Annotated in this window: 20 protein-coding genes; 5 read left to right on the top strand and 15 right to left on the bottom strand. The window is 72.5% G+C overall.

The annotated features are described in order from the left end of the window. Window positions 1–41: 41 nt before the first annotated feature. The 5 genes from Q8791_RS15485 to moeZ all read right to left on the bottom strand — a co-directional run bounded on the left by Q8791_RS15485 (window position 42) and on the right by moeZ (window position 8772). Window positions 42–3470: a UvrD-helicase domain-containing protein gene (locus tag Q8791_RS15485; protein WP_330092411.1), complete on the bottom strand. Its 3429-nt coding sequence runs from the start codon at window positions 3468–3470 to the stop codon at window positions 42–44. Beyond that, entirely contained in the window at window positions 3463–6591 is a 3129-nt protein-coding gene (locus Q8791_RS15480; protein WP_330092520.1) for an ATP-dependent helicase, read from the bottom strand. The genes Q8791_RS15485 and Q8791_RS15480 overlap by 8 nt, the downstream gene beginning before the upstream one ends. 86 nt (window positions 6592–6677) lie before the next feature. After that, window positions 6678–7004 carry an MGMT family protein gene (locus Q8791_RS15475; protein WP_330092410.1) on the bottom strand — a complete coding sequence of 109 codons (327 nt, stop codon included), beginning with the start codon at window positions 7002–7004 and terminating at the stop codon, window positions 6678–6680. Between the two features lie 83 nt (window positions 7005–7087). Next, window positions 7088–7474 (bottom strand): SPW repeat protein, encoded by a 387-nt coding sequence (locus Q8791_RS15470; RefSeq protein ID WP_330092409.1) that lies wholly within the window; start codon window positions 7472–7474, stop codon window positions 7088–7090. 134 nt (window positions 7475–7608) lie between these two features. After that, window positions 7609–8772, bottom strand: coding sequence for an adenylyltransferase/sulfurtransferase MoeZ (moeZ, locus tag Q8791_RS15465; RefSeq protein WP_330092408.1), 1164 nt, complete (start codon window positions 8770–8772; stop codon window positions 7609–7611). A 271-nt stretch (window positions 8773–9043) separates the two neighbouring features. On the opposite strand from moeZ, the gene Q8791_RS15460 reads away from it, so the two are divergent. The 3 genes from Q8791_RS15460 (at window position 9044) to Q8791_RS15450 (ending at window position 11215) form a co-directional block, all read left to right on the top strand. Next, the gene (locus Q8791_RS15460) at window positions 9044–9262 is read left to right on the top strand and encodes a hypothetical protein (RefSeq protein WP_330092407.1); all 219 of its coding nucleotides are present in this window, start codon (window positions 9044–9046) and stop codon (window positions 9260–9262) included. Between the two features lie 160 nt (window positions 9263–9422). Then, window positions 9423–10064 carry a TetR/AcrR family transcriptional regulator gene (locus tag Q8791_RS15455; protein WP_330092406.1) on the top strand — a complete coding sequence of 214 codons (642 nt, stop codon included), beginning with the start codon at window positions 9423–9425 and terminating at the stop codon, window positions 10062–10064. A 350-nt stretch (window positions 10065–10414) separates the two neighbouring features. Then, window positions 10415–11215 carry a mechanosensitive ion channel family protein gene (locus Q8791_RS15450; RefSeq protein WP_330092405.1) on the top strand — a complete coding sequence of 267 codons (801 nt, stop codon included), beginning with the start codon at window positions 10415–10417 and terminating at the stop codon, window positions 11213–11215. Between the two features lie 100 nt (window positions 11216–11315). Here Q8791_RS15450 and Q8791_RS15445 read toward each other — a convergent pair whose 3' ends face one another. From Q8791_RS15445 to Q8791_RS15435, 3 genes are all read right to left on the bottom strand, one after another. Beyond that, window positions 11316–11558 carry a hypothetical protein gene (locus Q8791_RS15445; protein WP_330092404.1) on the bottom strand — a complete coding sequence of 81 codons (243 nt, stop codon included), beginning with the start codon at window positions 11556–11558 and terminating at the stop codon, window positions 11316–11318. Window positions 11559–11828: 270 nt separating this feature from the next. Then, window positions 11829–12140 (bottom strand): DUF6401 family natural product biosynthesis protein, encoded by a 312-nt coding sequence (locus Q8791_RS15440; RefSeq protein ID WP_330092403.1) that lies wholly within the window; start codon window positions 12138–12140, stop codon window positions 11829–11831. Between the two features lie 162 nt (window positions 12141–12302). After that, a complete protein-coding gene (locus tag Q8791_RS15435; protein ID WP_330092402.1) occupies window positions 12303–12986 on the bottom strand; it encodes a ferritin-like fold-containing protein in 684 nt (227 codons plus the stop codon). Window positions 12987–13554: 568 nt separating this feature from the next. On the opposite strand from Q8791_RS15435, the gene Q8791_RS15430 reads away from it, so the two are divergent. After that, window positions 13555–15135 (top strand): DEAD/DEAH box helicase, encoded by a 1581-nt coding sequence (locus tag Q8791_RS15430; RefSeq protein WP_330092401.1) that lies wholly within the window; start codon window positions 13555–13557, stop codon window positions 15133–15135. Between the two features lie 157 nt (window positions 15136–15292). Further along, window positions 15293–16201: an alpha/beta fold hydrolase gene (locus tag Q8791_RS15425; protein ID WP_330092400.1), complete on the top strand. Its 909-nt coding sequence runs from the start codon at window positions 15293–15295 to the stop codon at window positions 16199–16201. Between the two features lie 150 nt (window positions 16202–16351). Here Q8791_RS15425 and Q8791_RS15420 read toward each other — a convergent pair whose 3' ends face one another. The 7 genes from Q8791_RS15420 to Q8791_RS15390 form a co-directional block, all read right to left on the bottom strand. After that, entirely contained in the window at window positions 16352–17389 is a 1038-nt protein-coding gene (locus Q8791_RS15420; protein WP_330092519.1) for an MBL fold metallo-hydrolase, read from the bottom strand. Window positions 17390–17499: 110 nt separating this feature from the next. Continuing rightward, entirely contained in the window at window positions 17500–18375 is an 876-nt protein-coding gene (locus Q8791_RS15415) for a PHP domain-containing protein (protein ID WP_330092399.1), read from the bottom strand. 61 nt (window positions 18376–18436) lie between these two features. After that, window positions 18437–19102, bottom strand: coding sequence for a DUF6758 family protein (locus tag Q8791_RS15410; RefSeq protein ID WP_330092398.1), 666 nt, complete (start codon window positions 19100–19102; stop codon window positions 18437–18439). Between the two features lie 97 nt (window positions 19103–19199). Then, window positions 19200–21095, bottom strand: coding sequence for a translational GTPase TypA (typA, locus tag Q8791_RS15405; protein ID WP_330092397.1), 1896 nt, complete (start codon window positions 21093–21095; stop codon window positions 19200–19202). A gap of 417 nt (window positions 21096–21512) precedes the next feature. Next, on the bottom strand, window positions 21513–21947 hold the full coding sequence (locus Q8791_RS15400; RefSeq protein ID WP_330092518.1) for a (deoxy)nucleoside triphosphate pyrophosphohydrolase: 435 nt from the start codon (window positions 21945–21947) through the stop codon (window positions 21513–21515). A 263-nt stretch (window positions 21948–22210) separates the two neighbouring features. Next, window positions 22211–24436, bottom strand: coding sequence for an SF1B family DNA helicase RecD2 (gene recD2 / locus Q8791_RS15395; protein WP_330092396.1), 2226 nt, complete (start codon window positions 24434–24436; stop codon window positions 22211–22213). Window positions 24437–24469: 33 nt separating this feature from the next. Next, window positions 24470–24907 carry an MmcQ/YjbR family DNA-binding protein gene (locus tag Q8791_RS15390; protein ID WP_330092395.1) on the bottom strand — a complete coding sequence of 146 codons (438 nt, stop codon included), beginning with the start codon at window positions 24905–24907 and terminating at the stop codon, window positions 24470–24472. Between the last annotated feature and the right edge of the window lie 162 nt (window positions 24908–25069).

Below are 25069 nucleotides of genomic sequence, written 5' to 3'. Positions count from 1 at the left end.
GGCGCCGGCGCGTGCGGCCGGGCCCGCCTCCCGCTCCCCCGTCAGCCGGGCTCGGGGACGGAGGAGATCAGCGCCGCCAGGCCCTCCGCGTCGAGCAGGTCGGCGGGGCGCACCGTCCGCCCCGCGAGGACGTAGTGGAACGCGGCGTGCACCTCCTCCAGACCCACCCCGGCCAGGTCGGCCCAGGCCAGCCGGTAGGCGGCCAGCTGCACGCCCACGGCCCGGCGCTCCGCGTCGTTGCCGGGCGGGCGCCCCGTCTTCCAGTCCACCACGTCATGGCGGCCCGTGGCGGCGTCGTGGAACACCGCGTCCATGCGGCCGCGGATGAGCCGGTCGCCGATGACCGTCTCGAACGGCACCTCCACCTCCACGGGGACGCGGGACCCCCACTCGCTCTGCTCGAAGCGGCGCTGGAGCTCGGCCAGGTCCTCGTCCTCCCCCGCGGTCTCGTCCGCCGCGCCGGGCAGCTCGTCCAGCAGGGTCGCCCGCTGTCCGAACCGCTGTTCCAGCCACGTGTGGAAGGCGGTGCCGCGCCGGGTGTGCGGCGCGGGAGGTCGGGGTAGCGGGCGGCGGATCTGCCGGGCCAGGGCGGAGGGGTCCCTGGCCAGCCACACCATGGACGACACCGACAGGTGGCCCGGGAGCTCCACCTGCACGGGCCCGCCGCCCGCCACCGCGGCCTCGGAGCGGCGGTGGGCCAGCAGCAGCTCGGTGTCGCGCTCCCACCCCTGGAGGCGGCGGCGCAGCCCCGTGGGAGGCGCCTGCTCCCCCGGGGCGGTCTCTCCGGCGAGCAGGCGCGCACGTGCGCGCTCGACCAGGGCCGCCCCCTCCGCGATCTCCGTGTGGCGGGTCGCGCCGCCGGGCGCCCGGGCGGCGTCGCCGTCGCCCTGTCCGGCGCCCTCCTCGTTTCCGGCGGTCGGCGGCCAGACGGCGGAGTTCTCCTCGTCGTCGTGGGGGTTGGTCTCGTCCTCCCCCGGCGGCGGGGCCCAGCCGACGACCGCCCCGGCTCCGCCCTCGCACGCCTCCCGGATCTCCTCCAGGAACACCGACGGCCCGCGCGGGGCGGCCCCGCTGCGGCCCCACCAGTGGCCGGTGCACACCAGGGCGAACGAGGCGCGGGTGACGGCGACGTAGGCCAACCGCCGCTCCTCCATGAGCTGTCGGTCCCGCTCCGCCTGACGGAAGCCGGCGACGGCCTCCTTGTCGACCCCGGTGAGCCGCGGCAGGCTGTCGCGGTCGCCGCGCAGCGGGTAGGGCAGAAGGTGGTCGGCCCCGGCCCAGGCCAGCGCGTCGCGCGCCTTGGCGGGGAACAGCGGTGACCGCTTCCCCCCGCTGATCCCGGGCACGACGACGACCGGCCACTGGAGGCCCTTGGCGCCGTGCATGGTCATGAGCTTGACGCTGTCGGAACCGCCGACCCGCTCCCCCGGGGCGAGCCCGCTCTCGTTCTCCTCGGCGGCGTTGAGGTAGCTGAGGAAACTGCCCAGGGTGGGGTCCTCGCTGTTGCCGACGAAGCGGACGGCGTGGTCCACGAACGCGTCGAGGTCGGCGCGCGCCGACAGCGGGTCGCGGCCGGTGCGGGAGCCCACCTCGATGTCCAGTCCGAGCATCCGCTCGACCTCGGTGACCAGGTCGGGGAGCGGCTGGCCGACGAGCTTGCGCAGGGCGCGCAGTTCCTCGGCGAGGCGGCCCAGCCGCTCGTGGGCCGCCGCGGAGTAGTTCTCGGCTGCGCCGGGGTCGTCCACGGCGTCCACCAGGCTGCCGCTCTCGGCGGTCAGGTCCAGGACGGTGCGGCGCAGGATGTCGTCGTCGGGGTCCTCCCCCGGGTCGGGCGAGGTCAGGTCGCGCCGGGTGTGGCGGGCCAGCTCGGTCGCCCTGGCCCCCAGTGCGGCCAGGTCGCGGGGGCCCAGGCGCCAGCGGGGTCCGGTGAGCAGGCGGGCCAGCTCGTTCCCGGCGGAGGCGTCGTGGACCACGCGCAGGGTGGCGATGATGTCGCGGACCTCGGGAACCATCATGAGGCCGCCCAGCCCGACGACCTCCACCGGGATGCCGCGGGCCTCCAGGGCCTCGCGCAGCGGCGGGAACTGGGACCGCTTGCGGCACAGCACCGCCACGTCGCCCGGGCCGACCCCGCCGTCCTCCGCCCCGCCCGACTCGCCCTCGGGCCAGGGCAGGGAGTCGGGGGCGGTCCGGGCGCTGCCGGGCCGGCCGGGATCGGCGTGGACCAGGAGGTGCACCTGGTCGGCGATCCAGGCGGCCTCCTCGGTCTCGGTGGAAAACAGCGCCGTCAGCGCGGTGCCCCGGCCGCGCCGGGCCGGTCCGGGGTGCAGGACGGGGACGTCGCGGGCCTCGGCGCGCAGCTTTTCGGAGATCCGCTCGGCCACCCGCAGGACGCGCTCGCCGTTGCGGAAACTGGTGGACAGGCGGCGCACCGGCGCCGGTCGGCCGGGGGCTGCGGGGAAGTCGGTGGGGAACCTCGTGAGGTTGGCCGCGATGGCGCCGCGCCAGCCGTAGATGGACTGGCAGGGGTCGCCGACCGCGGTCACCGGGTGGCCGTCGCCGAACAGGGAGCGCAGCAGGACCAGCTGGGCGTGGCTGGTGTCCTGGTACTCGTCGAGCAGCACCACCCGGTACCTGCCGCGCTCGATGAGCCCGACCTCGGGGTGGTGCTCGGCGATCCGGGCCGCCAGTGCCATCTGGTCGCCGAAGTCCATGGCCTCGCGCGCGTGCTTGGCGTGGTTGTAGCGGTCCACCAGCGGCAGGAGCTGTTCGCGCCGGCGCTGGGCGGCGACCAGGTCGCGGGTCTCCTTGGTGGCCTTGCGGGTCATGCCGTCCACGCCCGCCTGGATCCACCGCCCGATGCCGCGCACCTGGTCGGTGGTGGTGAGGTGGTCGGCGATCTCCCCGGACAGGTGCAGGACCCGCTGGGTGACGGTGTCGGCCCCCACGGTCATCAGATCCATGGGGCCGTCGTACTCTCCGACGACCCTGGCGGCGATCTGCCAGGACTGGCCCTGGCTGAGCAGCCTGGACGTGGGTTCGACGGCCTCGCGCAGGGCGTGGTCGGAGACGATGCGCCCGGCGTAGGCGTTGTAGGTGGACACGGTGGGCTCGCCGTCGAGCAGCTCCTCGGGGAACTGCTCGGTGGCGCGCAGCTGCTCCAGCCTCCTGCGCACCCGCTCCGCCAGCTCCGCGGTGGCCTTGCGGGTGAAGGTCAGGCCGAGGATCTGCTCGGGCCGCACGTGGCCGTTGGCGACGAGCCACACCACACGCGAGGCCATCGTCTCGCTCTTGCCCGACCCGGCGCCGGCGATGACCACGCCCGGTTCCAGCGGCGCGGAGATGACCTGGGACTGCTCCGCGGTGGGCTCGGGCTGGCCGAGGAGCCTGGAGAGCTCGGCGGGGCCCAGGCGGGGCGGGGGCGGGGGGTCCGGCGGGGTCTCGGGGGAAAGGGGGTGGGGTTCAGACATGTCTGCCCTCGTCCTGCACCGGGCAGCAGGCGCGCACGGCGCACGCGTTGCAGCCCTTGTTCCGGATGGCGGTGAACCGCGAGCCGCCCATGCCGCCGGCGACGTCGAGCACCAGGTCCTGGGCCCAACGGGGGTCGGGGTCCTCCCCCAGCGGCGGCTGCGGCTGTTCACGCGCCTTGTTGGTCAGTGCGGCCCCGCCCACCTGGACGAGCGTGGCGCCGCCGGGTTCGGCCAGGCCGAGCTTGGCGAACGCGCCCTTGAGCACGGCCATCTGGTAGACGCCGAGCTGGGGGTGGCGTGCCAGGTCCTCGGCCTTGGCCCGGCCGGTCTTGATGTCCACGACCACGGCGCGGCCCTCGCCGTCGCGTTCGAGGCGGTCCACCCGCCCGGTGATCTCGATGCCGCCCACCTCGACCTTGAACCCTTCCTCGGTGACCACGAGCTCGCGGTCGTTGGCGGAGTCCCAGGAGATGAGCTTGCGGACCATCTCGTCCGCGCGCTCGCGCTGCTGGGCCGCCTGCCAGGGGCCTCCGAAGTCCAGGTCGGCCCAGATCTCGTCCATCCGCCCGCCGACCTCGTCGGCGCTGCTGCCCTGGGCGACCAGGACGGCGACGGCGTGCACGACGGTCCCCAGCGCCGACGCGGAGTCTCCGGAGGAGGCACCGGCCGCGCGTTCGAGGAGCCAGCGCAACTGGCAGTTGGTGAAACTCTCCACCTGGGACGGTGAGACGCGGATCGTGTCGTCCTCCCCGGCCAGGGGCCGGTCGTCGCTGAAGGGGGTGAGCGCGTACCACTCCGACGGGTCGGCGCCGCGCACCCCCTCCTCGGCGAGGCGGGCCAGGTGGTCGGCCGCGGCCGACCGGAGCGGGTCCGGGGCGGAGGGGTCGGTGACCACCGAGCGCAGGTCGGCGACGAGTGCGGGCAGGGACAGCCAGCGGCGGCCCGTTCCGACGGGCTCGGGTTCGCCGACGCCCATCTCGTTGAGGAACCGGGAGGGGCGCTCGTCGGCCTCCTCCCCGCCCACGGCGGTCACCACGAGGGTGCGGCGGGCGCGGGTGAGGGCGACGTAGAACAGGCGGCGCTCCTCGTCCATGAGCTTGGAGGCCATGGCGGCGCCCGAGGAGTCGGCGGCGTGCACCTCGGCGTCGACCAGTTCCTCCACGCCGAGCAGGGAGCCGCGCAGGCGCAGGTCTGGCCAGTCGCCCTCCTGGACGCCGGCGACCACGACCAGTCCCCACTCCAGGCCCTTGGAGCGGTGGGCGGTGAGGATGCGCACGGCCTCGCCCTCGGGGGCGCGTTCGGCGAGGCTGTCCCCCGGGATCTCCTGGGCGGCGAGGTCCTCCAGGAACCCCGCCGGGCTGCCGGGGGGCAGCCGGTCGCAGTAGCGGGCGGCGCTCTCGAACAGGGCCACCACGGCGTCGAGGTCGCGGTCGGCCGCGGCGCCGCGGCGCCCCCCGGCCAGGCTCGCGCGGAGCAGCCGGTCGGCGAGTCCGCTGTCGCGCCACAGCTCCCAGAGGACCTGTTCCGCGTCGGAGCCCCTGGCGGTCAGGTCGCGGACGGCTCCCAGCGCGCGGGCCACGCGCTGGGCGGGTGCGGCGACGTCGGGGTCGACCAGGGCGAGGTCGGCGGGGTCGCGCAGGACGTCCACGAGCAGGCTCGCGGCGGGCCGGTAGGAGCCGTCGCCCGCGTGGGCGCGGTCGAGGTCCAGGCGGCGCAGCGCGCGCACGAGCCTGCGCAACCGCACCGTGTCGGCCTCGCCGAAGGGTCCGGTGAGGAGTTCGCGGGCGGAGTCGTCGTCGAGCAGGTCGGGGGACAGGCCGTAGCGGATCAGCGCGAGCAGGGGCCGCACCAGGGGCTCGGCGGCCACGGGCAGGTCGTCCGCGCCGACCGCGACGGGGACGGACGCGGCGGTCAGCGCCCGCCGCAGGACGGGCAGCTGGCGGGTGGACGAGCGCACGAGCACGGCCATGTCCGACCAGGGGACTCCGTCCACCAGGTGGGCGCGCCGGAGGGTGTCGGCGATGACGGCCGCCTCCTGGGTGGGGCTGTCGGCCGTCATCACGCGGACCTCGCCGTCGGGGACGCCGGGGGCCGGGAGCAGGTTCCGGTGCTCGTTGACGTGGCCGCGCGCGGACGACACCGCGGGCAGGCGCCGGGTCAGGGCCCGGGAGGCGGCCAGGAGGGTGGGACCGCTGCGCCGGCAGGTGCGCAGGGCGACCACGGGCGCCTCGGTGCGCCGTGCGGTCGTGAAGCGCCGGGGGAAGTCGAGGATGTTGTGGACCTCTGCGCCCCGGAAGGCGTAGATGGACTGGTCCGGGTCGCCGACCGCGACGAGGTCCCGGCCGTCCCCGGCCAGGGCGCGCAGGAGCTCCTCCTGTGCGGGGTCGGTGTCCTGGTACTCGTCCACGAACACCACCTCGTGGGCGGCGCGCTCGCGTTCCTGGATCGCCGGGTCGGAGAGCATGTTCGCGGCGACCCTGACCAGCTCGGCGTAGTTGAGGGTGGGGACGGGCGCGATGTCGAACCTGCCCGTGTAGCGGTCCAGGAAACCGGCGGCGGCCACCCAGTCGTCGCGTCCGCGCTCACGGCCCAGGCGCTCCAGCTCGGCGGGGCCCAGACCGCGCTCCTGTGCGCGCATGAGGAAGTCGCGCAGCTCCTCGGCGTACCCCCGGGTCTCCAGTGCGGGGCGCAGCCGCTCGGGCCACGCCTCCGCCCCGTCCGCGACCTCTCCCGCCAACAGCTCGCGGACCTCCATCAGCTGTTCGGGGCCCGACAGCAGGCGCGGGGGCAGGTCGCCCACGCGCTGGAACTCGCGCCGGATCAGCGCGTAGGCGTAGCTGTGGAAGGTCAGGGCCAGCGGTTCGCGGGTGGTGCGGCGCAGCCGCGCGGTGATGCGCTCGCGCAGCTCCTGGGCGGCCTTGCGGCTGAAGGTGAGCACGAGGATGCGGGAGGGGTCGACGCCGCGGTTGTCGATGCGGTCGACGACGGCCTCGACGATCGTGGTGGTCTTGCCCGTCCCGGGACCGGCGAGGACCAGGAGCGGTCCGCCCGTGTGGTCGACCACGCGCTGCTGGTTCTCGTCCAGCACCGGCGGCGGCAGCACCTGGTTGGCGCGCCGCACGAGTCGGTACGGGGATGAGTTCACGTCACCAGTTCACCAGAGGGCGGCGACCTTCTCGGACGCCTCTCACGCTTCCAACCAGCTCTTCAGGTCGCGGATTCCCCGTCCCAGCGGGCATTGCGCATGTCCACCCGGTCGCTTCCGGGGCGCATGGGCGTGCTCTCGGCCGCGTAGTGGGAAAGAGCACGTACCTCGTGGCCGGACGCGGGGCGCCCGTCGGAGCGCACCACCCGCCACCAGGGCACCGCACCGCCCCACGCGGACATGACCGAGCCGACCTGGCGGGGTCCTCCCCGCCCGACGTACTCGGCGATGTCGCCGTAGGCCATCACCCGTCCCGGCGGGATCCGCTCGACCAGCCCGAGGACCTCCTCGGCGTAGTCGTCCGGCCCGCCCTCCTCGTCAGCGAACACCCCCGCAGCCTATCCAGCGCGGCGGGGGCCGTTCACGCCGCGGCGTGAACGGCCCCCCCGTGCGCGGCGGCGCCGCGGCCGGATCAGCTCGGGATCTCGTTGACGTGCGCGCTCCAAGCGAGGTCGGGGTCGCGCCTGCGCGCCCGGTCGGCCTGGGTCAGGTTGAACGCGCCCAGCAGGGCGATGCCCCCGCCGATGATCCACGCGGTCCAGGCGGCGGCGGGGAGGTGCGTGAAGCCCAGCAGCCAGGGCATCACGAACACCAGCACACCGATCGCGAGGACGCCCAGCTCGCTCGACAGGGCTCCCGGGCGGGTGAGGGAGAACGCGGAGCCCACGATGACTCCCAGCCCGAGGACGAACATCGCCCCTCCGCTGAACCCGTACATCCCGTGCCAGATCCAGCTCACTCCCAGGGCCAGACCGGCGGCCACCGCCACCCAGTCCGCCCAGCGTCCCTTCTCTCGCATGGCGCCACCTCCCAGCAGCAGGGCCGCCCCGGGGATCGGCCGACGGCCTCTGGGTGGACTTGTACCCACTCCCCTCCGGGGAACGCGAACGGCGCCGGGAAACGCTCCCGGCGCCGTTCCGCGAGGTCCGACCGCTAGTACGCGGGCAGGCTGGGGTCGACCTGGTTGACCCAGGCCAGGACGCCGCCTCCGACGTGCACGGCGTCGGAGAACCCGGCCGCGTGCACCGCCGCGAGGGCCTCCGCCGAGCGCACGCCCGACTTGCAGTGCAGGACGATGCGCTTGTCCTGCGGCAGCTTCTCGAAGGCCTTCCCGTTGAGGAACTCGCCCTTCGGGATGAGCGTCGCACCCGGGATGCTGACGATCTCGTACTCGTTCTTCTCGCGGACGTCCACGAGGAAGATGTCCTCGGGCTTGCCGTCCAGGAGCTCCTTGAGCTCGGGCGCGGTGATCGTCGAGCCGGCGGCGGCCTCGGTGGCCTCCTCCGACACGGCGCCGCAGAACGCCTCGTAGTCGATCAGCTCGGTGACCGGCTCGGTGTCCGGGTCCTTGCGGACCTTGACCTCGCGCCAGGTCATCTCCAGGGCGTCGAAGATGAGCAGGCGGCCGACCAGCGGGTCGCCGATGCCGGTGATCAGCTTGATGGCCTCGTTGACCATGACGGAGCCGATGGAGGCGCACAGCACACCCAGGACGCCGCCCTCGGCGCAGGACGGCACCATGCCGGGCGGCGGGGGCTCGGGGTACAGGTCGCGGTACTGGGGCCCGTACTCGTTCCAGAAGACGCTGACCTGGCCGTCGAAACGGTAGATGGAACCCCACACGTACGGCTTGTTCAGCAGCACGGCGGCGTCGTTGACCAGGTAGCGGGTCGCGAAGTTGTCGGTCCCGTCCAGGATCAGGTCGTAGGGGGCGAAGATCTCCAGCGCGTTGTCCGACTCCAGGCGGTCCTGGTGCAGGATGACCTCGACGTTGGGGTTCACCTCCTTGATGCTGTCCCGGGCGGACTCGGCCTTGGGGCGGCCGACGTCGCTCTGCCCGTGGATGACCTGGCGCTGGAGGTTGGACTCGTCCACGACGTCGAAGTCGATGATGCCGAGCGTGCCCACCCCGGCGGCGGCCAGGTAGAGCAGCGCCGGGGATCCCAGACCGCCCGCGCCGACGACCAGCACCTTGGCGTTCTTCAGGCGCTTCTGCCCGTCCATGCCCACGTCGGGGATGATCAGGTGGCGCGAGTAGCGGCGCACCTCGTCCACGGTCAGCTCGTCAGCTGGTTCCACCAGCGGCGGCAGCGACACGGTGACTCCTCATGTCTGTTCATGGTGCTTCGGACCGCCCCTACCGGACAGGGAGAGGGCGCGGGGGCGAAGCGTGCTTGCACTTATACCCAACCTAACGGGTGGGGTTTTCCATTCCCACCGCGGGGAGGCGTGGGACACGACACCCGTGCGGCCTCCCGTCCAGCACCAACAGACCCGGACACCGAGTTCATCCCGCGCGGTCCCGTGTGCCGCGCGAACCGGCGGGTAGTGTCGCCTATACGTTCAGCGACGACGTGGGGAGTGCCCCGTGACATCAGAGAACAGTTCCGCCGACGGACCCCCGGCACCCGGCGTGGAGCCGGGGGCCGAGGTACCCGAGGCCGACGCGGCCGAGCAGCGCACGACGGCGCACGGCGAGGGCGAGGGCTGGGACGCCCCGTCCGAGGAGAGCTTCGACCACGCCGACGAGGCCGACGTGGTGGAACAGGCCTTCGAGGTCGGCACCGACGACGACGAGCGCAGGTGACCCCGCCCGCCCTCACCCGCCCGCACGGAAGCTACGCGGGAGTAAGATGGGGCGAAAGCTGCACGACGCGCGCCGGCGACCGGCCGTGTCCGGCAGCACTAGCCACGCAGATGTTCGGACATGGCGCGCATCTGCCATGCCGAGTTCGGAGGGTGTGGGTGTGACAGCTCCTTCAGACGCCCGCGCCCGGGGCACCCGCTTGCCCCGGGTCAGGCGGCGCCGCCAACTCCTGTCCGCAGCACAGGAGGTCTTCGTCGCCCGCGGTTACCACGCGGCGGCGATGGACGAGATCGCCGACCGCGCAGGTGTCAGCAAGCCCGTGCTCTACCAGCACTTTCCCGGGAAGCTGGAACTGTACCTGGCCCTGCTCGAAGAGCACTCCGAAGCGCTGGTCGAGAAGCAGCGCGAGGCCCTGGAGAGCACGGACGACAACCGCCGGCGGGTCGCGGCCAGCTTCCAGGCCTACTTCGACTTCGTCGCGGGCGACGGCGAGGCCTTCCGGCTGGTCTTCGAGTCCGACCTGCGCAACCTTCCCGCGGTACGGGAGAAGACCGAGCAGACGTTCCAGCGCTGCGCCGAACTCATCGGCGCGGTGATCCGGCAGGACACCAGCATCTCCGACGAGGAGGCGCACCTGCTGAGCATCGGCCTGGTCGGCATGGCCGAGACCAGCGCCCGGTACTGGCTCAACAATCACGGCGCCGTCCCCAAGGACGCCGCCGAGCAGCTCGTGGCCCGGCTGGCCTGGCGCGGCATAAGCGGCTGGGACCTCCAGCGCAGGGCCGACGAGCAGGACTCCTAGGGCACGCCCGCCCCGGGCCCCGCCCGCCCCTTCGGGCGGGGAACAGGGCTCCCGGGCCGCCGGACACAGGAACACGGGGACCCCCGGGCGCGCACAGCGCCCGGGGGTCCTCCGCTGTGGCGGAACCGGTCGCCCCTGCGGCGTCGTCCCCCGCCCGGGCACGCTCTCCCCCTCCTTTTCGCAAGAAATTCACCAAGAAAAAGCAATCCCCCCGCCTGATGTCTGACAAGCGGTTCAATTCCTGTTCGCCGGGTATCGCCGAAATGAGAAGTAACTGGCTTCTCTTCGCGGAATCCGCCCGGACCGAATTCGGGCACGGGCGGAGTGAGCGATTTGGGGGTGAAGACGTTATGGACATGGGTCAGGGCCTGACGACGGCCTGGGCTGCGGTGGCGAGTTTCGTGCCGCTGCTGATCGGCTTCCTCGTGATCCTGGTTCTGGGCTGGTTCATTGCCTGGTTGGTGGGCAAGGGGGTCGCCAAGGGCCTGCACGGCGTCGGACTGGACCGCGCGCTGCACCGCGGGGGTGTGGGCGAGTACTTCGAGCGCAGCCGCTGGACCGCCAGCGAGCTGTGCGGAAAGATCATCTACTACGTCGGACTGCTGTTCGTGTTCACGCTCGCGTTCAGCGTCTTCGGTCCGAACCCGATCAGCGCGCTGCTCAACGACGTCATCTCCTGGATCCCGCGCGGCATCGTGGCCCTGGTGATCGTCGTGGTCGCCGGCATGATCGCCAAGGCGGTACGCGACCTCGTCTCGGGCGCACTGGGCGGCCTGTCCTACGGGCGGTTCCTGGCCAACGTGGCGGGGGTGTTCATCCTGGCCCTCGGTGTCATCGCGGCGCTGAACCAGATGGGCGTCGCCGTGAGCGTGACCATGCCGGTCCTGATCGCGGTCCTCGCCACCATCGGCGGAATCCTGATCGTCGGCGTCGGCGGCGGCATGATCGATCCGATGCGCTCGCGCCTGTCGCGCTGGTTCGAGGCCGCCGAACGCGAGACGAGCCGCCTCGGTCAGGGCGAGAGCTACCAGGCCGGACGGGACGCGGCGATGACCGGTCCCGCCGCCGGGCGCAGGGAGGGCGCGTCGGCGTCGACCCCGGCACCGTCAGCCCCCACCCGCCCCGGAACGGGCGGTGGGTCCCCGACGTGACGGACCGGTCCGCGGGTCCCTGAGATCGCGGACACCAGAGGAGGGCGGGGCCGCACGGCCCCGCCCTCGTCGTGTACGCCGCGCCCGGTCGGGGCGGCCCTCAGAGGAACTCGGAGTCGCGCAGTTCCAGGCGCGACAGGTGCTCGATCCTCCGCACGGCGAGGACGACGGAGGCGATGATCGGCAGGAAGGCCAGCCAGAAGGCAAGGTTCCCCGGTCCGGTGAAGACCATCGACACCAGTGCGACGACGATGATCAGTGCGAACAGCGCGAAGTCGACGCGGTCCTGCTGGATCAGGACGCCGACCGGTGGGCGCGCAGCCCCATGTCGACCGCTCCTCATTCGCATTCCTTTCTCGCGGCTCTGCGGGCCGCTCCGCCAGTTACGGCGTCCGCCGGTCCGCTCCCGGACCGACATAACGCCGACAATCCCACGTTGCATTCCGCAGTGCCCTGGTTCGACCACGTTGTGCGGGGCCGCTAACGGCCGCCGGGAGTGGCCGGTGCTTTTCAGCGTACGCCCGGTACCGGATTTTCGCCGGAGAACCGGAAGGGCTCGTGCCCGCGGAGGACCTCGCGTCGTGGGTCACACCCGCCTGCGGACGTCACCAACCTAGCGGACGAAACCACGGTCCTTGGCCAGTCGGCAGATCGCGAGAATGCGGAGGGTCTCCCAGTCGTATTCGACGGCCTCGGAGTCCCAGCCCCTTTCGAGGCAGCCGTCGAGGAAGCCGTGGAGGTAGGTACCGAGGGTGCGCGCGTTGAGCTCACTGCCCGAGGAGGTGATTCCATCGCACACCTGTGCGGAGTGCTGGTCCAGCTCAGAGCACATCCAGGGGTCGATCGGGCCGCCCAGGGGGCCGATCTTGTGGAAGTCACGGGTGAGTCCGGCCAGCGGGTGGCGCACGGAGGTCCCACGGGGCATGGAAGTACCTACTCGCGTGGTCAGGAGACGGGAGACTTCAACGAGTTTACGTGCCCCCGCCAACGAATCGTCACGAAAGTGTTGGATATTACCCCCGCTTGACCAAGGGCGTCCCTGGTACGGGTCAAGCGTCGGTGAGGTTCGTCCCCGTGCGGGGCGGGGTCAGGCGGACAGCCCCATGGCGTCGAGGCGCGCCTTGTGGCGGTCGGTGAGGGAGGCGAACATGCGGCTCACGGCAGCCAGGTCGCCGAGCCCCGTGGCGTCCGGGGAGCCCTGGGCGTCCTCGGCCAGGAGCGCGGCGAGCCGCGGGCGGCTCACCGCCACGTGCTGCGCCTGGCTGAGCGCCTCGCCGACCAGTCGGCGGGCCCACAGGGACAGGCGCCCGGCCAGCTTGGGGTCCTCCGCCACGGCGGCGCGCACCGCCCCGGAGACGAACTCGGCCCGCCCCGTCTCGGCGAGCACTCCCTCGACCAGGATCGCGGTCTCCTCGTCCGCGAGCGCCGCGACCTTGCGGTAGAAGTCACCCGCGATGCCGTCGCCGACGTACGTCTTGACCAGGCTCTCCAGCCAGCTCTGCGCCTCCGTGCGCTCGTGCCAGGCGTCGAGCGGCGCCACGAAGGGCTCCATGGCCTCCTCGGGGACGACCCCCAGCTCCTCCAGGCGGTCCCGGAGGGTCTGGTAGTGCGCCTGTTCGGCGGCGGCCAGGGCGGCCAGCTGGCCCTTGCTCCGCAGCGACGGGGCGAGCCCGGCGTCGTCCGCGAGGCGGAAGAAGGAACCGAGCTCCGCGTAGGCGAGCAGCCCGAGCAGGTCGATCACACCGGGGTCTGCAGAGGGGCCTTTGGTCATGCCCGACAGGGTATCGCCCGGTCGCGGGCGCGCCGAACCGGGGAGCGCGGGGACTAAACGGGTCGTCGGCACGGTTGCACACGCTGGGAGCGGGTACGGTCCCAGCCGTCCACAGCCGGAGTGAACTGCTATGTCCACCCGGCGCGTCACCAGCTAGACTCTGCGTGATGACCGGCGTGTGCGGCCGACCCGAGACTCTCCTCACACACGCGGGGACACTCCCACGCATCGGCGTCGCGCAAGCGGCACCCACCCAGGCGCGGACCCGCACCACCACGTGGTCGCGGGACCCGCGCGAGGAAAACGACGAACCACGGATGCTCCCCGTCCACGCGGGGACGGTCCTTGATCCGCGGCGGGGAACCCCCCGCGCCGCACGGATCACGCAGGCAGCGCCACCGCGCCGATACGGCCGCGGTGAGCCGCGCCCATCGCGGCGGCCACGAGCCGACCGCGACCGCACCCCGCCGCGGCCACGCCAACGTTGCGGCCCGCCAAGATGGAGGCTTGAGCCCTGAGCACCACAGAAGACACGACCAAACCCAAGACGACCTTCCGCGACCTGGGGGTGAGCACGGAACTCGCCGACGCCCTGGAGGCGGAGGGGATCACCGAGCCCTTCCCCATCCAGGAGCTCGCCCTGCCGATCGCGCTGCACGGCAGCGACATCATCGGACAGGCCCGTACCGGTACCGGTAAGACCCTGGCCTTCGGCCTCCCGCTGCTCCAGCGGGCGCAGAAGGCGCCCGGTACCTCCAAGCGTCCCCGCGCCCTCGTGGTGGTCCCGACCCGCGAGCTGGCCATCCAGGTCGCGGCGGACCTGACGACCGCGAGCAAGCGCAGCGGCGGCCGTGTGCTGACCGTCTACGGCGGTCGGTCCTACGAGCCGCAGGTCAACGGGCTCAAGGAGGGCACCGACGTCGTCGTCGGCACCCCCGGCCGCCTGCTCGACCTGGAGAACCAGAAGCACCTGCGCCTCGACGAGGTGTCCGCGGTGGTCCTGGACGAGGCCGACAAGATGCTCGACCTCGGCTTCCTGCCCGACATCGAGCGCATCCTCACCAAGATCCCCGTCGAGCGCCAGGTGATGCTCTTCTCGGCCACCATGCCGAGCGAGATCGTCTCCCTGTCCCGCAAGTACCTGCGTCAGCCGACGCACGTCCGCGCGGGGGACGACAACGAGATCGACGGCTCCTCCATCACCGGCCGGATCACGCAGCACGCGCTGCGCACCCACCAGATGGACAAGATCGAGATGCTCGCCCGCCTCATCCAGGCGGAGGACCACGGCCAGAGCATGGTGTTCTGCCAGACCAAGCGGGCCTGCGACCGGGTGGCCACCGAGCTCAAGACGCGCGGCTTCGCCGTCGCGGCCGTGCACGGGGACCTGGGGCAGAGCCAGCGCGAGCGGGCCCTGCGGGCCTTCCGCAACGGCAAGATCAACATCCTGGTCGCCACCGACGTGGCCGCCCGCGGGCTCGACGTGGACGACGTCACGCACGTCGTCAACTACGAGACGCCCGAGGACGAGAAGACCTACACGCACCGCATCGGCCGCACCGGCCGGGCCGGGCGCAGCGGTACCGCGGTCACCTTCGTGGACTGGCAGGAGATGCCGCGCTGGAAGCTGATCAACGCTGCCCTCGACCTGCCGTTCGCCGAGCCGGAGGAGACCTACTCCACCTCGCCGCACTTCTTCGAGGCGCTGCGGATCCCCGCGGGGACCAAGGGCAAGCTGGCGGCCGACAAGCGCGCCGACCACGCCGGCCTGGAGGCCGAGGAGATCGAGGACATCGGCGACACCGGTGTGCCGCGGGGCGACCGGGGCGGTCGGCGTGACCGCGACGGCGGGCGCGACCGCGGAGCCGGCGGCCGCAGCGAGAGCGCCCGGAGCGAAGGCAGCCGGGGCGAGAGCAGCCGGGGCGAGGGCGGGCGCAACCGCGGCCGTTCGCGCCGCCGCACCCGCGGCGGGCAGGGATCGGCCCCGGCCGAGGCGACCGCGGCCAGGGTGGAGACCGGCGCCCCGGCACAGGCGGAGGCCCCCCGCGACGGTGCCAGGTCCACCGACGACGGCGCCCGGAAGATCCGGCGCCGCCGCCGCACCCGCGGCGGAACGGGAACCGCGCAGCGGGACCCCGAGAACACCTGACCCCTCCGCCGTGCGGCGCCCGCGAGGGTGGGCGCCACGGCGGGCGTACGACGTGCGGGCACCGCGTCTCCCCGCGGTGCCGGTGTCGGCGGCCGCTTCGCCGGCCACGGCCCGGGATATCCCGGGCCGGGCCACCGATCGTCTAGGGTGGCCCGACGTGAGTACACCTCAGTTCACCGACCTGCCGCCGGGCGTGCGGCGCGCGGACCTGCCCCTCTCCTACGGTCCCCTCGCCGCCCTCCGTGCGATGCCCACCTCCGGGAGCACCGAGCTGGCCCCCGCTGTCCTGGTGCACGGCTTCACCGGCAGCAAGGAAGACTTCATCGCCCTCCTCCAGAGCCTCGCCCAGGCGGGCCGGGAGGTGGTCGCGATCGACCTGCCCGGCACCTACGAGTCGCCGGGCCCCGAAACCCTCGTCGCTCCCCCGGGAGTCCGTCTCCCCGACTACCGCCTCTCCTCCCTCGGCGGCGTGGTCGCCGAGGTCGTCGACCTCGTCGGCGGGAACGGTCAGGCCCACCTGGTGGGGCACTCCTTCGGCGGCCTGGTGGCCCGCGAGACCGCACTGTCCGGCCTGGCCGACCTCGCCTCGCTGACACTGATGTGCAGCGGTCCGGCCGCCCTCGGCGGCCAGAGCGCCATGGTCACGCGCAACCTCATCGCCGCGCTCTCCGTCGACCCCACCCCCGAACGGCTCCGCGAGCTGTGGGACGAGCGGTTCGACGCGGAGGCGCGCAGCCGCACCTCCGATCCGGTGATCCGGGAGTTCCTCAGGGAACGGCTGCTGTCCAGCAGCGCGCTGGGCCTGATGCGCACCGCCGAGGACCTGCTGGGCGCCGGCGACCGTGTCGACGAGCTCGCCGACCTGAAGATCCCCAAACTCGTGTTCTACGGGGAGAACGACGACGCGTGGTCCCCTGCCGAGCAGGACGACATGGCCGACCGGATGGGCGCCAGGCGGCTGGTCGTGCCGGGGGCGGGCCACTCCCCCAACGTGGAGGCCCCCGAGACCACGTCCGGTGTGCTGACCTCGTTCTGGAACGAGACGGAGTCGGTCGGCCGGCGCTAGGCGTACTGACCTGAGAGGTTGGTGACGCGGGAGGCGGGAGCCGCGCCGGGCGCCGGTGCCGCTCCGGTCCCGCGAACGCGGCGTGGGGCCCCCCCCGGGGGGGGCCCGCCGGCGGGGGGGGGCGCCCCCACGGCGGTGGGACCGGTCGGGTCAGACCCAGGAGTCGAAGTTCTTGCTCTCCGCGCCCGACGTGGTGGAGGGACCGCGGTCCGGCAGGATGCGGGTGTCCGGCGGAAGCGACAGCAGGGCCTCGCCGATGGACGCGAGCTGCGTGGTGTAGTCGATGTAGGTGTTGCCGACCATGCCGGGCTCGCCCTTGCGCAGTGCGTCGCCGCTGAAGACGACACCCAGCTCGCCGAAGTAGTAGCCGACGCTGCCGGAGGACGTGCCGGGCAGTGCCAGGACGTCGATGTGCAGGTCTCCGATGTCGAGGGCGCCCTGGCCCTCCACCTCGATCTCGGGCCGGTGCTCGGCTCCGTGGTGGCGCCGCCACGCGCGCATCTCGCGGGGGTGCAGCGCGATGTCGGCGTCCGCCTCCTCGGCGACCTTGATGGCCGACTCGATGTGCGGGCTGTAGGCGTTGGTGCAGGCCACCAGGTAGATCTCGCGGTCGCCGACGGCCTCCAGGATGGCCTCGGCGTCGAAGCCAGGGTCGATGACGACGACGCCGTCGTCGTCCGCCTTCACGATCCAGGTGTTGCTGACGACGTCGAACTTCTCCTCGTCGAACTCGAAGACGCCGATGCTGCGCACGCGGGTGATGCCGTCGGGGTCGGGGCCGGTCACCCCGGCCTCCTCGGTCTCGTCGGCGAACAGCCCGACGGGCTTCGCGGCCTCGTCCTCGTCGTCCTCGCCGGCGGTGTCCTCGTCCTCGGCGTCCTCGACCGCGACCGCGTCGGCGGTGTCGGAGTCGGCGTCGGCCTCCTCGTCGTCGGAGGAGTCGGCGGCCCCGGCCTCCTCGCCGGCTGCGGCCTTCTCCGCCTCGCCGGAGTCCTTCCCGGAGCCGTCAGCCGGGTCGGAGTCCTTCTCCGCGGCCTGCGCGGCCTCGCCCTTCTCCTCGGACGGGGTCTCCGCGACCGTGTCGGAGTCGGCCTCCACGACCTCCTCCTTGGCATCCACCGCGACCTCCGCAGCGGAATCGGTGGCCTCCGGGCCGTCCTGCTTCTTCGGCTTCCGCTTCCAGAACACGGCGTCAGACCTCTCGGTTTCGTCCAGGTACAGGTAGTTCTGCTGCGACCATTGTCGCGCTCCCGCACAGTGGTCGGTACCGTACCGGACGCCGGAGGGCGACACACTGGTCACCCCTTGATCAGGGGGACCCCCGTCGCCGGCGCCACGAGTTCGTCGAAGGCCTCGGGGCCGGTGGTGTTGCGTCCGAGCCGGTGCCCCGTGAGGCTCCCGTGGTCGTCGCTGGAGCCGGTGACCACCACGCCCAAGTCGGCGGCCACACCCCGCCAGTACCTGGTCTGCGCACGGTTGTGGGCGGGGTGGTCCGCCTCGATGCCGCCCAGCCCGGCCTCGACCATGCGCTCCACGAGGTCGAGGGGGACGGCTCCGTTGAGGGAGCCCTCCGCCCGTGCCGGGTGGGCCAGTGAGCACACCCCTCCCGCGGCCCTGACCAGGCCGACGGCGTGGACGGGGTCGATCGCGTAGCGCGAGGCGTAGGCGGGACCGCCCGAGCCGATCCACCGGTCGAAGGCGTCCTGGACGTCGCGGGCCGCTCCGGCCTCGACGATCGCCCGCGCCAGGTGCGGGCGGCCGATCGTGTTGGCGTCGGCGTACTCCGCCCTGCCGGCGCCCGCGATCTCCAGGACGCGCTCCCAGGTGACGTCCACACCCTGTTCCCGGAGCTTGCGGACCATCTCCTCCGCCCGGGAGGCCCTGTCGGAGCGCACGCGGCGCAGTTCGCCGTCCAGGCCGGGGTCCTCGGGATCGAAGAGGTAGGACACCAGGTGGACGCTGGATCCGGCGTAGGCGCAGGACAGCTCCATCCCCGGGACGAGGGTGAACCCCGGCGGGACGTGCGCCGCGGCCTCCTCGATCCCGCCGACGGTGTCGTGGTCGGTGAGCGCCAGGACGTCCAGACCCGCGGCGACCGCGTGCCGCACGACGTCGGCGGGGGCGTCGGTCCCGTCGGAGACCGAGCTGTGTGAGTGCAGGTCGATACGTGTCACCGGGCGATTGTACGTAAGTCCCGGCCGCGGTGCCCCCGTCGGGTGGGCGCACACGTCCGGGTCAGTCCGTTTCGTCCCTGGGTGCGAGACTCCGGGAGAGGAAGGGGCTCGCCGCCCCGAACGGCGGTTCCAACGCCACTCCGCCGTCGTTGATGTCGCGCAGGTCCCTCAGGGAGTTGATCTCGCACATGAGGAGGGCGGTGTCGGCGGAGGCGAAGACGATCCACAGCCAGTGGGCGAGGGCCTCCCCCGCGTACACCGCCCGGTCGCGGCCGACCGCCAGGTTCCACAGGGCGACCTCGTGGCCGTCGAAGCGCAGTTTGGCGTCGGCCGCGGCGGAGTCGAAACCGTTGCCGGGGTCGGCCCCCTCCAGGCCCGCGAGGCGTGCGCCGAGCCCGACACCGGGGTCCTCGGCGACGATGGCGATCTCGCCGACACCGCCGAGGGGGTCGGGGCCGGACAGGGCGACGACGGTCGCGAGCGCTCCGCTGCGTTCGTCACCGGCCTCGGCGAACCCGGTGACGACCCAGTTGGCGGGCAGGGGCCACGGTATCCACACCGGGACGCGCGCCTGGGGCAGGAGGGATTCGAGAGCGGGTGTGCCGGGGGCGCGGATCTCCTGGAGGGGGGCGACCTCTCCGTGGACGTCGCACTGCCAGGCGCTGGTCCACAGCCCCGGAGGCTGGACCGCGCGCCCGCATCGAGGACACGAGGGCTCGGACTTCATGCTCTTCTCGGCGTACCCGAACGCCCCGGACGGAAAACGCGCCGGGGGCGGGCCGCGTTCGCGACCCGCCCCCGGTACCGGGACCCCGTGGGGCCTCCTAGGACTGCTGCTGGCGCTTCTTGTTGGCCGCGGTACGCCCGCGCTCCTTCTGGTCGAGGACGACCTTGCGGATGCGCACGTGCTCGGGCGTGACCTCGACGCACTCGTCCTCGCGGCAGAACTCCAGGGCCTGCTCGAGGGACAGCCTGCGCGGGGGCACCAGGCGCACCAGCTCGTCGCCGGTGGCCGAGCGCATGTTGGTGAGCTTCTTCTCCTTGGTGATGTTGACGTCCATGTCGTCGGAGCGCGAGTTCTCGCCGACGATCATGCCCTCGTACACCTCGGTGGTGGGCTCGACGAACAGCGTGCCGCGCTCCTGGAGGTTGAACATCGCGAAGGGGACGGCGACACCCGCGCGGTCGGCCACCAGGGACCCGTTGGGGCGGGTGCGCAGCTCACCGAACCACGGCTCGACCTTCTCGAAGACGTGGTGGGCGATACCGGTGCCCCGGGTCTCGGTGAGGAACTCGGTGCGGAAGCCGATGAGCCCGCGGGAGGGGACCAGCCAGTCCATGCGCACCCAGCCGGTGCCGTGGTTGACCATGTTCTCCATGCGGCCCTTGCGGACGCTGAGCAGCTGGGTGATGGCACCCATGTACTCCTCGGGGGCGTCCACGGTGAGGCGCTCGACGGGCTCGTGCACCTTGCCGTCGATGACCTTGGTGACCACCTGCGGCTTGCCGACGGTGAGCTCGTAGCCCTCGCGGCGCATCTGCTCGACCAGGATGGCCAGCGCCAGCTCGCCGCGGCCCTGCACCTCCCAGGTGTCGGGACGCTCGGTGGGCAGGATGCGCAGGGAGACGTTGCCGACGAGCTCCTTCTCCAGGCGGTCCTTGACCAGGCGCGCGGTGACCTTGGAGCCCTTGGTCTTGCCGACCAGCGGCGAGTTGTTGGTGCCGATGGTCATGGAGATCGCGGGCTCGTCCACCGTGATCAGCGGGAGCGCGACCGGGTTCTCCAGGTCGGCGAGGGTCTCGCCGATCATGATGTTCTCGATGCCGGCGATGGCCGCGATGTCGCCGGGCCCTGCCTTCTCGGCGGGCTTGCGCTCCAGGCCGTCGGTCATCAGCAGCTCGGTGATCTTGACCTGCTGGGTGCTGCCGTCGGTGCGGATCCACGCGACCTGCTGGCCCTTGCGCAGCTCGCCCTGCTGCACCCGGACGAGCGCGAGGCGGCCCAGGAAGGGGGAGGCGTCCAGGTTGGTGACGTGGGCCTGGAGGGGGGCGTCCGGGACGTACTCCGGGGCCGGGATGGTGTCCAGGATGGTGCTGAACAGCGGAACGAGGTTGTCGTTCTCCGGCACCGTGCCGTTGTCGGGACGCTCCACGGAGGCCTTGCCGTCACGGGCGCAGGTGTAGACGATCGGGAACTCGATCTGCGACTCGTCGGCGTCCAGGTCCATGAACAGCTCGTAGGTGTCGTCCACGACCTCGGCGATCCGGCTGTCGGGCCGGTCGACCTTGTTGATGACGAGGATGACGGGGAGCTTGGCCTGGAGGGCCTTGCGGAGCACGAAGCGGGTCTGCGGGAGGGGGCCCTCACTGGCGTCCACGAGCAGGACGACGCCGTCGACCATGGACAGGCCGCGCTCGACCTCTCCGCCGAAGTCGGCGTGGCCGGGGGTGTCGATGATGTTGATGACCACGTCCTCGCCCTCGGGCGTGGTGTAGTGGACAGCCGTGTTCTTCGCGAGAATGGTGATGCCCTTCTCGCGCTCCAAGTCGTTGGAGTCCATCACCCGGTCGTCGACGTCCTGGTTCTCACGGAACACACCGGACTGCCAGAGCATGGCGTCAACGAGGGTCGTCTTGCCGTGGTCCACGTGGGCCACGATGGCGACGTTGCGGAGGTCGCTGCGGCGTGCGGAGCCCTCGACGGGCGTAGCGCTGGACATGGGAAAGTCTCGATCTCCTGGTACTGGGAAGAGACCGCAGGTTGCCACGGCCCGTTGCCAGTTTATGCGGTCAAAGTGGTCTGGTTGGGAAACGTACAGGTCACCCTGGTCACCCCTGACCGCCCGGCACTGGCGCCGGTCACTCCGCGTTCACCGCCCGGACCGTGGTGCGGGTCCGGACGCGGTGAGACGGTGTCGGCTCGCGGAGGATCCGAACGTGTCGCCGCGGGTTCAGGCCTTCAACGCGGTGGGGCGCCGGATGCTTCCCCGAGCCCGTTTCCCTTTCCGGCTCCGACCGCTCGACGGGGCGAGGGCGGTGCCGGGGGTGGTGCTCTGCCGGTGCCCGCCAGGGCGCTCCCCGAGCACCGGCTGACGCCGGACGCGGGGCCCCGTCGTGGACGGGCCGGTGGGTACAGCCTACGGGTGAGTGGCGGTTCCCGGTGCGAGCAGGGGTGCGATCTGGTCGAGGAAGGGGACGTCGGCGGGCAGCCAGGCGAGAGTGCGCAGGTCGTCGGCGGTGAGCCAGCGCAGGGAGAGGTGTTCGAGAGCCTCGGGCTCTCCGTCGAGGAGTTCGACGCGCCAGAGCCTGAGCACGGCGGGCCGGGTGTGGGAGCGGCCGGGAGCGGGGAAGCTGGCGTCCCCGCCGATCCGGTGGAGGGCCCGGACGGTGACCCCGAGTTCCTCCTCGCACTCGCGGACGACCGCGTCCGCGGAGCTCTCGCCCGGGTCGACCTTGCCCCCGGGGAACTCCCACCGGCCCCGCAGGGTCGGGGGGTCCGCTCGCTGGGCCGCCAGCACCCGGCCGTCCCGGATGACGACCGCGCCCACCACGACCAGGGTCTGCTGCTCCACGTGATCCACGTCCGACAGCCTAGTGAGCCCGGACGACGGGCCGGGACCGGAGGCCGCCGCGGCTCGCCGGGGGCGGGCGCGCTGCCTCGGGTGCGGCCGTGACCGTCGCCTGCGGGGAGGTCCGCCCGCGGGCTCGCGGAGACCGGTGTGCGGCGGAGGGCCCGCGGGCCCACGGGGAAGCACGGTGCTGTGCGGCGGCGGCCCGCCCGCGCCCCGCGGGTGTCCGGGTCGTCGGGCGACGCGCCGCCCGCGCTCCCGCGTGTTCAGCCGACGGACCGGGCCGAACGGAGCCGGTGCGCCAGAGCGGTGTACCGGTGGCCCGAGGAGGCGTTGCGGACCGCCTGCGCCAGGGCCCGGCGGGAGCCGACCAGCACGACGAGCTTCTTGGCCCTGGTGACGGCCGTGTAGAGGAGGTTGCGCTGGAGCATCATCCAGGCGCTGGTGGTGACGGGCACGACCACGGCGGGATACTCGCTGCCCTGGGAGCGGTGCACGGTGATGGCGTAGGCGTGGGCGAGTTCGTCGAGCTCCGCGAAGTCGTAGGCGATCTGCTCCTCCTCGTCCGTGCGCACCGTGATCTCCTGGGCGACCGAATCGATGCCCTCGACCACGCCGAGCGTTCCGTTGAACACCCCGTTCTCGCCCTTGTCGTAGTTGTTGCGGATCTGCGTCACCTTGTCGCCGACACGGAAGACGCGCCCGCCGAAACGGCGTTCCGGCACGTGTTCGCCCGCGGGTGTCACCGCGTTCTGGAGCACCGTGTTGAGGTTGGCCGCCCCCGCGGGCCCGCCCTTCATCGGGGTGAGCACCTGGACGTCCCTGCGCGGGTCGAGGCCGAACCTGCGCGGGATCCGGTTGGCGACCACGTCCACGGTCATCAGGGCGGCGTCCTCGGACTCCTCGCACGGGAACAGGAAGAAGTCGGCCATGCCCTCGAACCGCGGCTGCTCCCCGCCGTTGATCCGGTGGGCGTTGGTGATCACGCCGGAGTCCTGGGCCTGGCGGAAGACGTGGGTCAGGCGCACGCTGGGGACCGGAGAGTCCTCGTCCAGGAGGTCCCGGAGGACCTGGCCCGCCCCGACCGACGGCAGCTGGTCGACGTCGCCGACGAACAGCAGGTGCGCGCCGGGAGGCACCGCCTTGACCAGTTTGTTGGCCAGGAGCACGTCCAGCATCGATGCCTCGTCCACGACCAGGAGGTCGCAGTCGAGCGGGTTGTCGCGGTCGAACGCGGCGTCGCCCCCCGGTCGGAGTTCGAGGAGCCGGTGCACCGTGCGGGCCTCGATCCCGGTCATCTCGGTGAGGCGCTTGGCGGCCCGTCCCGTGGGTGCGGCCAGGATGATCTTGGCCTGCTTGGCCCTGGCCAGGGTGACGATGGACGCGACCGTGAAGGACTTGCCGCAGCCGGGCCCGCCGGTGAGCACGCACACCTTCTCCGTGAGGGCGAGGCGGACGGCCTCGCGCTGGGCGTCGGCGAGGTCGGCGCGCGTGCGCGTCCCCAGCCAGTCCATGACGACGTCCCAGTCCACGCCGGCGAACGCGGGCATGCGGTCCACCGGATGGGCCAGCAGGGAGCGCAGGCCCGAGGTGAGGCCGATCTCGGCGCGGTGCATCGGCAGCAGGTAGACGGCGCGGACGGGTTCGTCCCCGGGGCCGGGGACGGTCTCGCGGACCACGCCCTCGTCGGCGACGAGTTCGGCGACGCACTCGATCACCAGGCCCGCCTCCACCTGGAGGATCTTGACCGCGGCGGAGATGAGCTTCTCCTCGGGCAGGTAGCAGTGGCCGTCGCCCGTGGACTCCGAGAGGGTGAACTGGATACCGGCCATCACCCGCTGCGGGCTGTCGTGGGGGATGCCCACGGCCCGGGCGATGGTGTCGGCGGTCTTGAACCCGATCCCCCACACGTCGGTGGCCAGGCGGTACGGCTCCTTCTGCACCACGTCGATGGAGGCGTCGCCGTACTTCTTGTAGATGCGCACGGCGAGGGAGGTGGTGACCTCGACCCCCTGGAGGAAGACCATGACCTCCTTGATGGCCTTCTGCTCCTCCCAGGCGTCCGCGATGAGCCTGGTGCGCTTGGGTCCGAGGCCGGGCACCTCGATGAGCCGCTCGGGGTGCTCCTCGATGACCTCCAGCGCCTCCGTGCCGAAGTACCCGACGATGCGCTCGGCCATCCGGGGGCCGATCCCCTTGATCAGACCCGAGCCGAGGTAGCGGCGGATGCCCTGCACGGTGGCGGGCAGGACGGTGGTGTAGTCGTCCACGTGGAACTGCCGGCCGTACTGGGGGTGGGACCCCCACCGGCCGTGCATGCGCAGGGCCTCGCCCGGCTGGACGCCCATGAGGGAGCCGACGACGGTCAGGAGGTCGTCGGTCCCCCGCCCGGTGTCGACCTTGGCGACGGTGTACCCGTTGTCCTCGTTGGCGTAGGTGACGCGTTCCAGGACACCCTGCACGACGGCGGGTCGGAAGGTCCCGTCGGACACGTGGTCATCCCCTCTCCCCCGGGCCGGACGCGGTCACGCCTCCTCCGGCGCCGCCGTACCGGGTCCTGCGACGTCGGGCGCGTCCTCGCCGAGCACGGCGAGCACGCGGTCGCGGTCGGCTCTGCGCAGGCTACTCGCCACGAGGACGTAGGAGTGCCTGAGCATCTCCGCGATCTCGTCGTCGGGCACGGTTCCGTCGAGGAGCACGGAGTTCCAGTGCTTCTTGCTCATGTGGTAGCCGGGGGTGACGGCGGGGTACTGGTCCCGCAGCTCCAGGGCGAGGCCGGGGTCGCACTTGAGGTTGACCGTGGCCGGTACGTCGTCCTCCCCGCCCTGGTCCGAGCCCCCTGTGAGCAGGGCGAACATCTTCTGCCCGGCCACCTTGTAGACCAGGGCGCCGGGGCCGAAGGGCTCGCTCTCACCGGCCTCGGGGAACCACAGCGCCGCGTCGATGAACTGTCCTGGTGTCATGGCGTCGCCCTCCTCTTCCTCTCGCCCCCGACAGTGCCAGAGGGCGACGACGTTCGGGAGCGAACGGCACCGCCCGGTGGAGGGCGTGCCGCGGGAGACCCCGGCCCGCGCCGGCGCGGGCCGCCGGCGCCCGGTCGGCCACTCCGGGGGCTCCGGGGCGTC

Origin of the sequence: Nocardiopsis codii (assembly GCF_036327455.1) — a bacterium.
GTDB classification, from domain to species: domain Bacteria; phylum Actinomycetota; class Actinomycetes; order Streptosporangiales; family Streptosporangiaceae; genus Nocardiopsis; species Nocardiopsis codii.
Note: the sequence above shows the minus strand (reverse complement) of the source record. Positions and strands in the feature narration are given on the sequence as shown.

What these genes read in the sequence shown, in the direction of transcription:
- Q8791_RS15485 (WP_330092411.1), bottom strand. Translation starts at nt 3,470, where the DNA reads ATGTCTGAACCCCACCCCCTTTCCCCCGAGACCCCGCCGGACCCCCCG.
- Q8791_RS15470 (WP_330092409.1), bottom strand. Translation starts at nt 7,474, where the DNA reads ATGCGAGAGAAGGGACGCTGGGCGGACTGGGTGGCGGTGGCCGCCGGT.
- Q8791_RS15450 (WP_330092405.1), top strand. Translation starts at nt 10,415, where the DNA reads ATGGACATGGGTCAGGGCCTGACGACGGCCTGGGCTGCGGTGGCGAGT.
- Q8791_RS15445 (WP_330092404.1), bottom strand. Translation starts at nt 11,558, where the DNA reads ATGAGGAGCGGTCGACATGGGGCTGCGCGCCCACCGGTCGGCGTCCTG.
- Q8791_RS15440 (WP_330092403.1), bottom strand. Translation starts at nt 12,140, where the DNA reads ATGCCCCGTGGGACCTCCGTGCGCCACCCGCTGGCCGGACTCACCCGT.
- Q8791_RS15435 (WP_330092402.1), bottom strand. Translation starts at nt 12,986, where the DNA reads ATGACCAAAGGCCCCTCTGCAGACCCCGGTGTGATCGACCTGCTCGGG.
- Q8791_RS15410 (WP_330092398.1), bottom strand. Translation starts at nt 19,102, where the DNA reads ATGAAGTCCGAGCCCTCGTGTCCTCGATGCGGGCGCGCGGTCCAGCCT.
- typA (WP_330092397.1), bottom strand. Translation starts at nt 21,095, where the DNA reads ATGTCCAGCGCTACGCCCGTCGAGGGCTCCGCACGCCGCAGCGACCTC.
- Q8791_RS15390 (WP_330092395.1), bottom strand. Translation starts at nt 24,907, where the DNA reads ATGACACCAGGACAGTTCATCGACGCGGCGCTGTGGTTCCCCGAGGCC.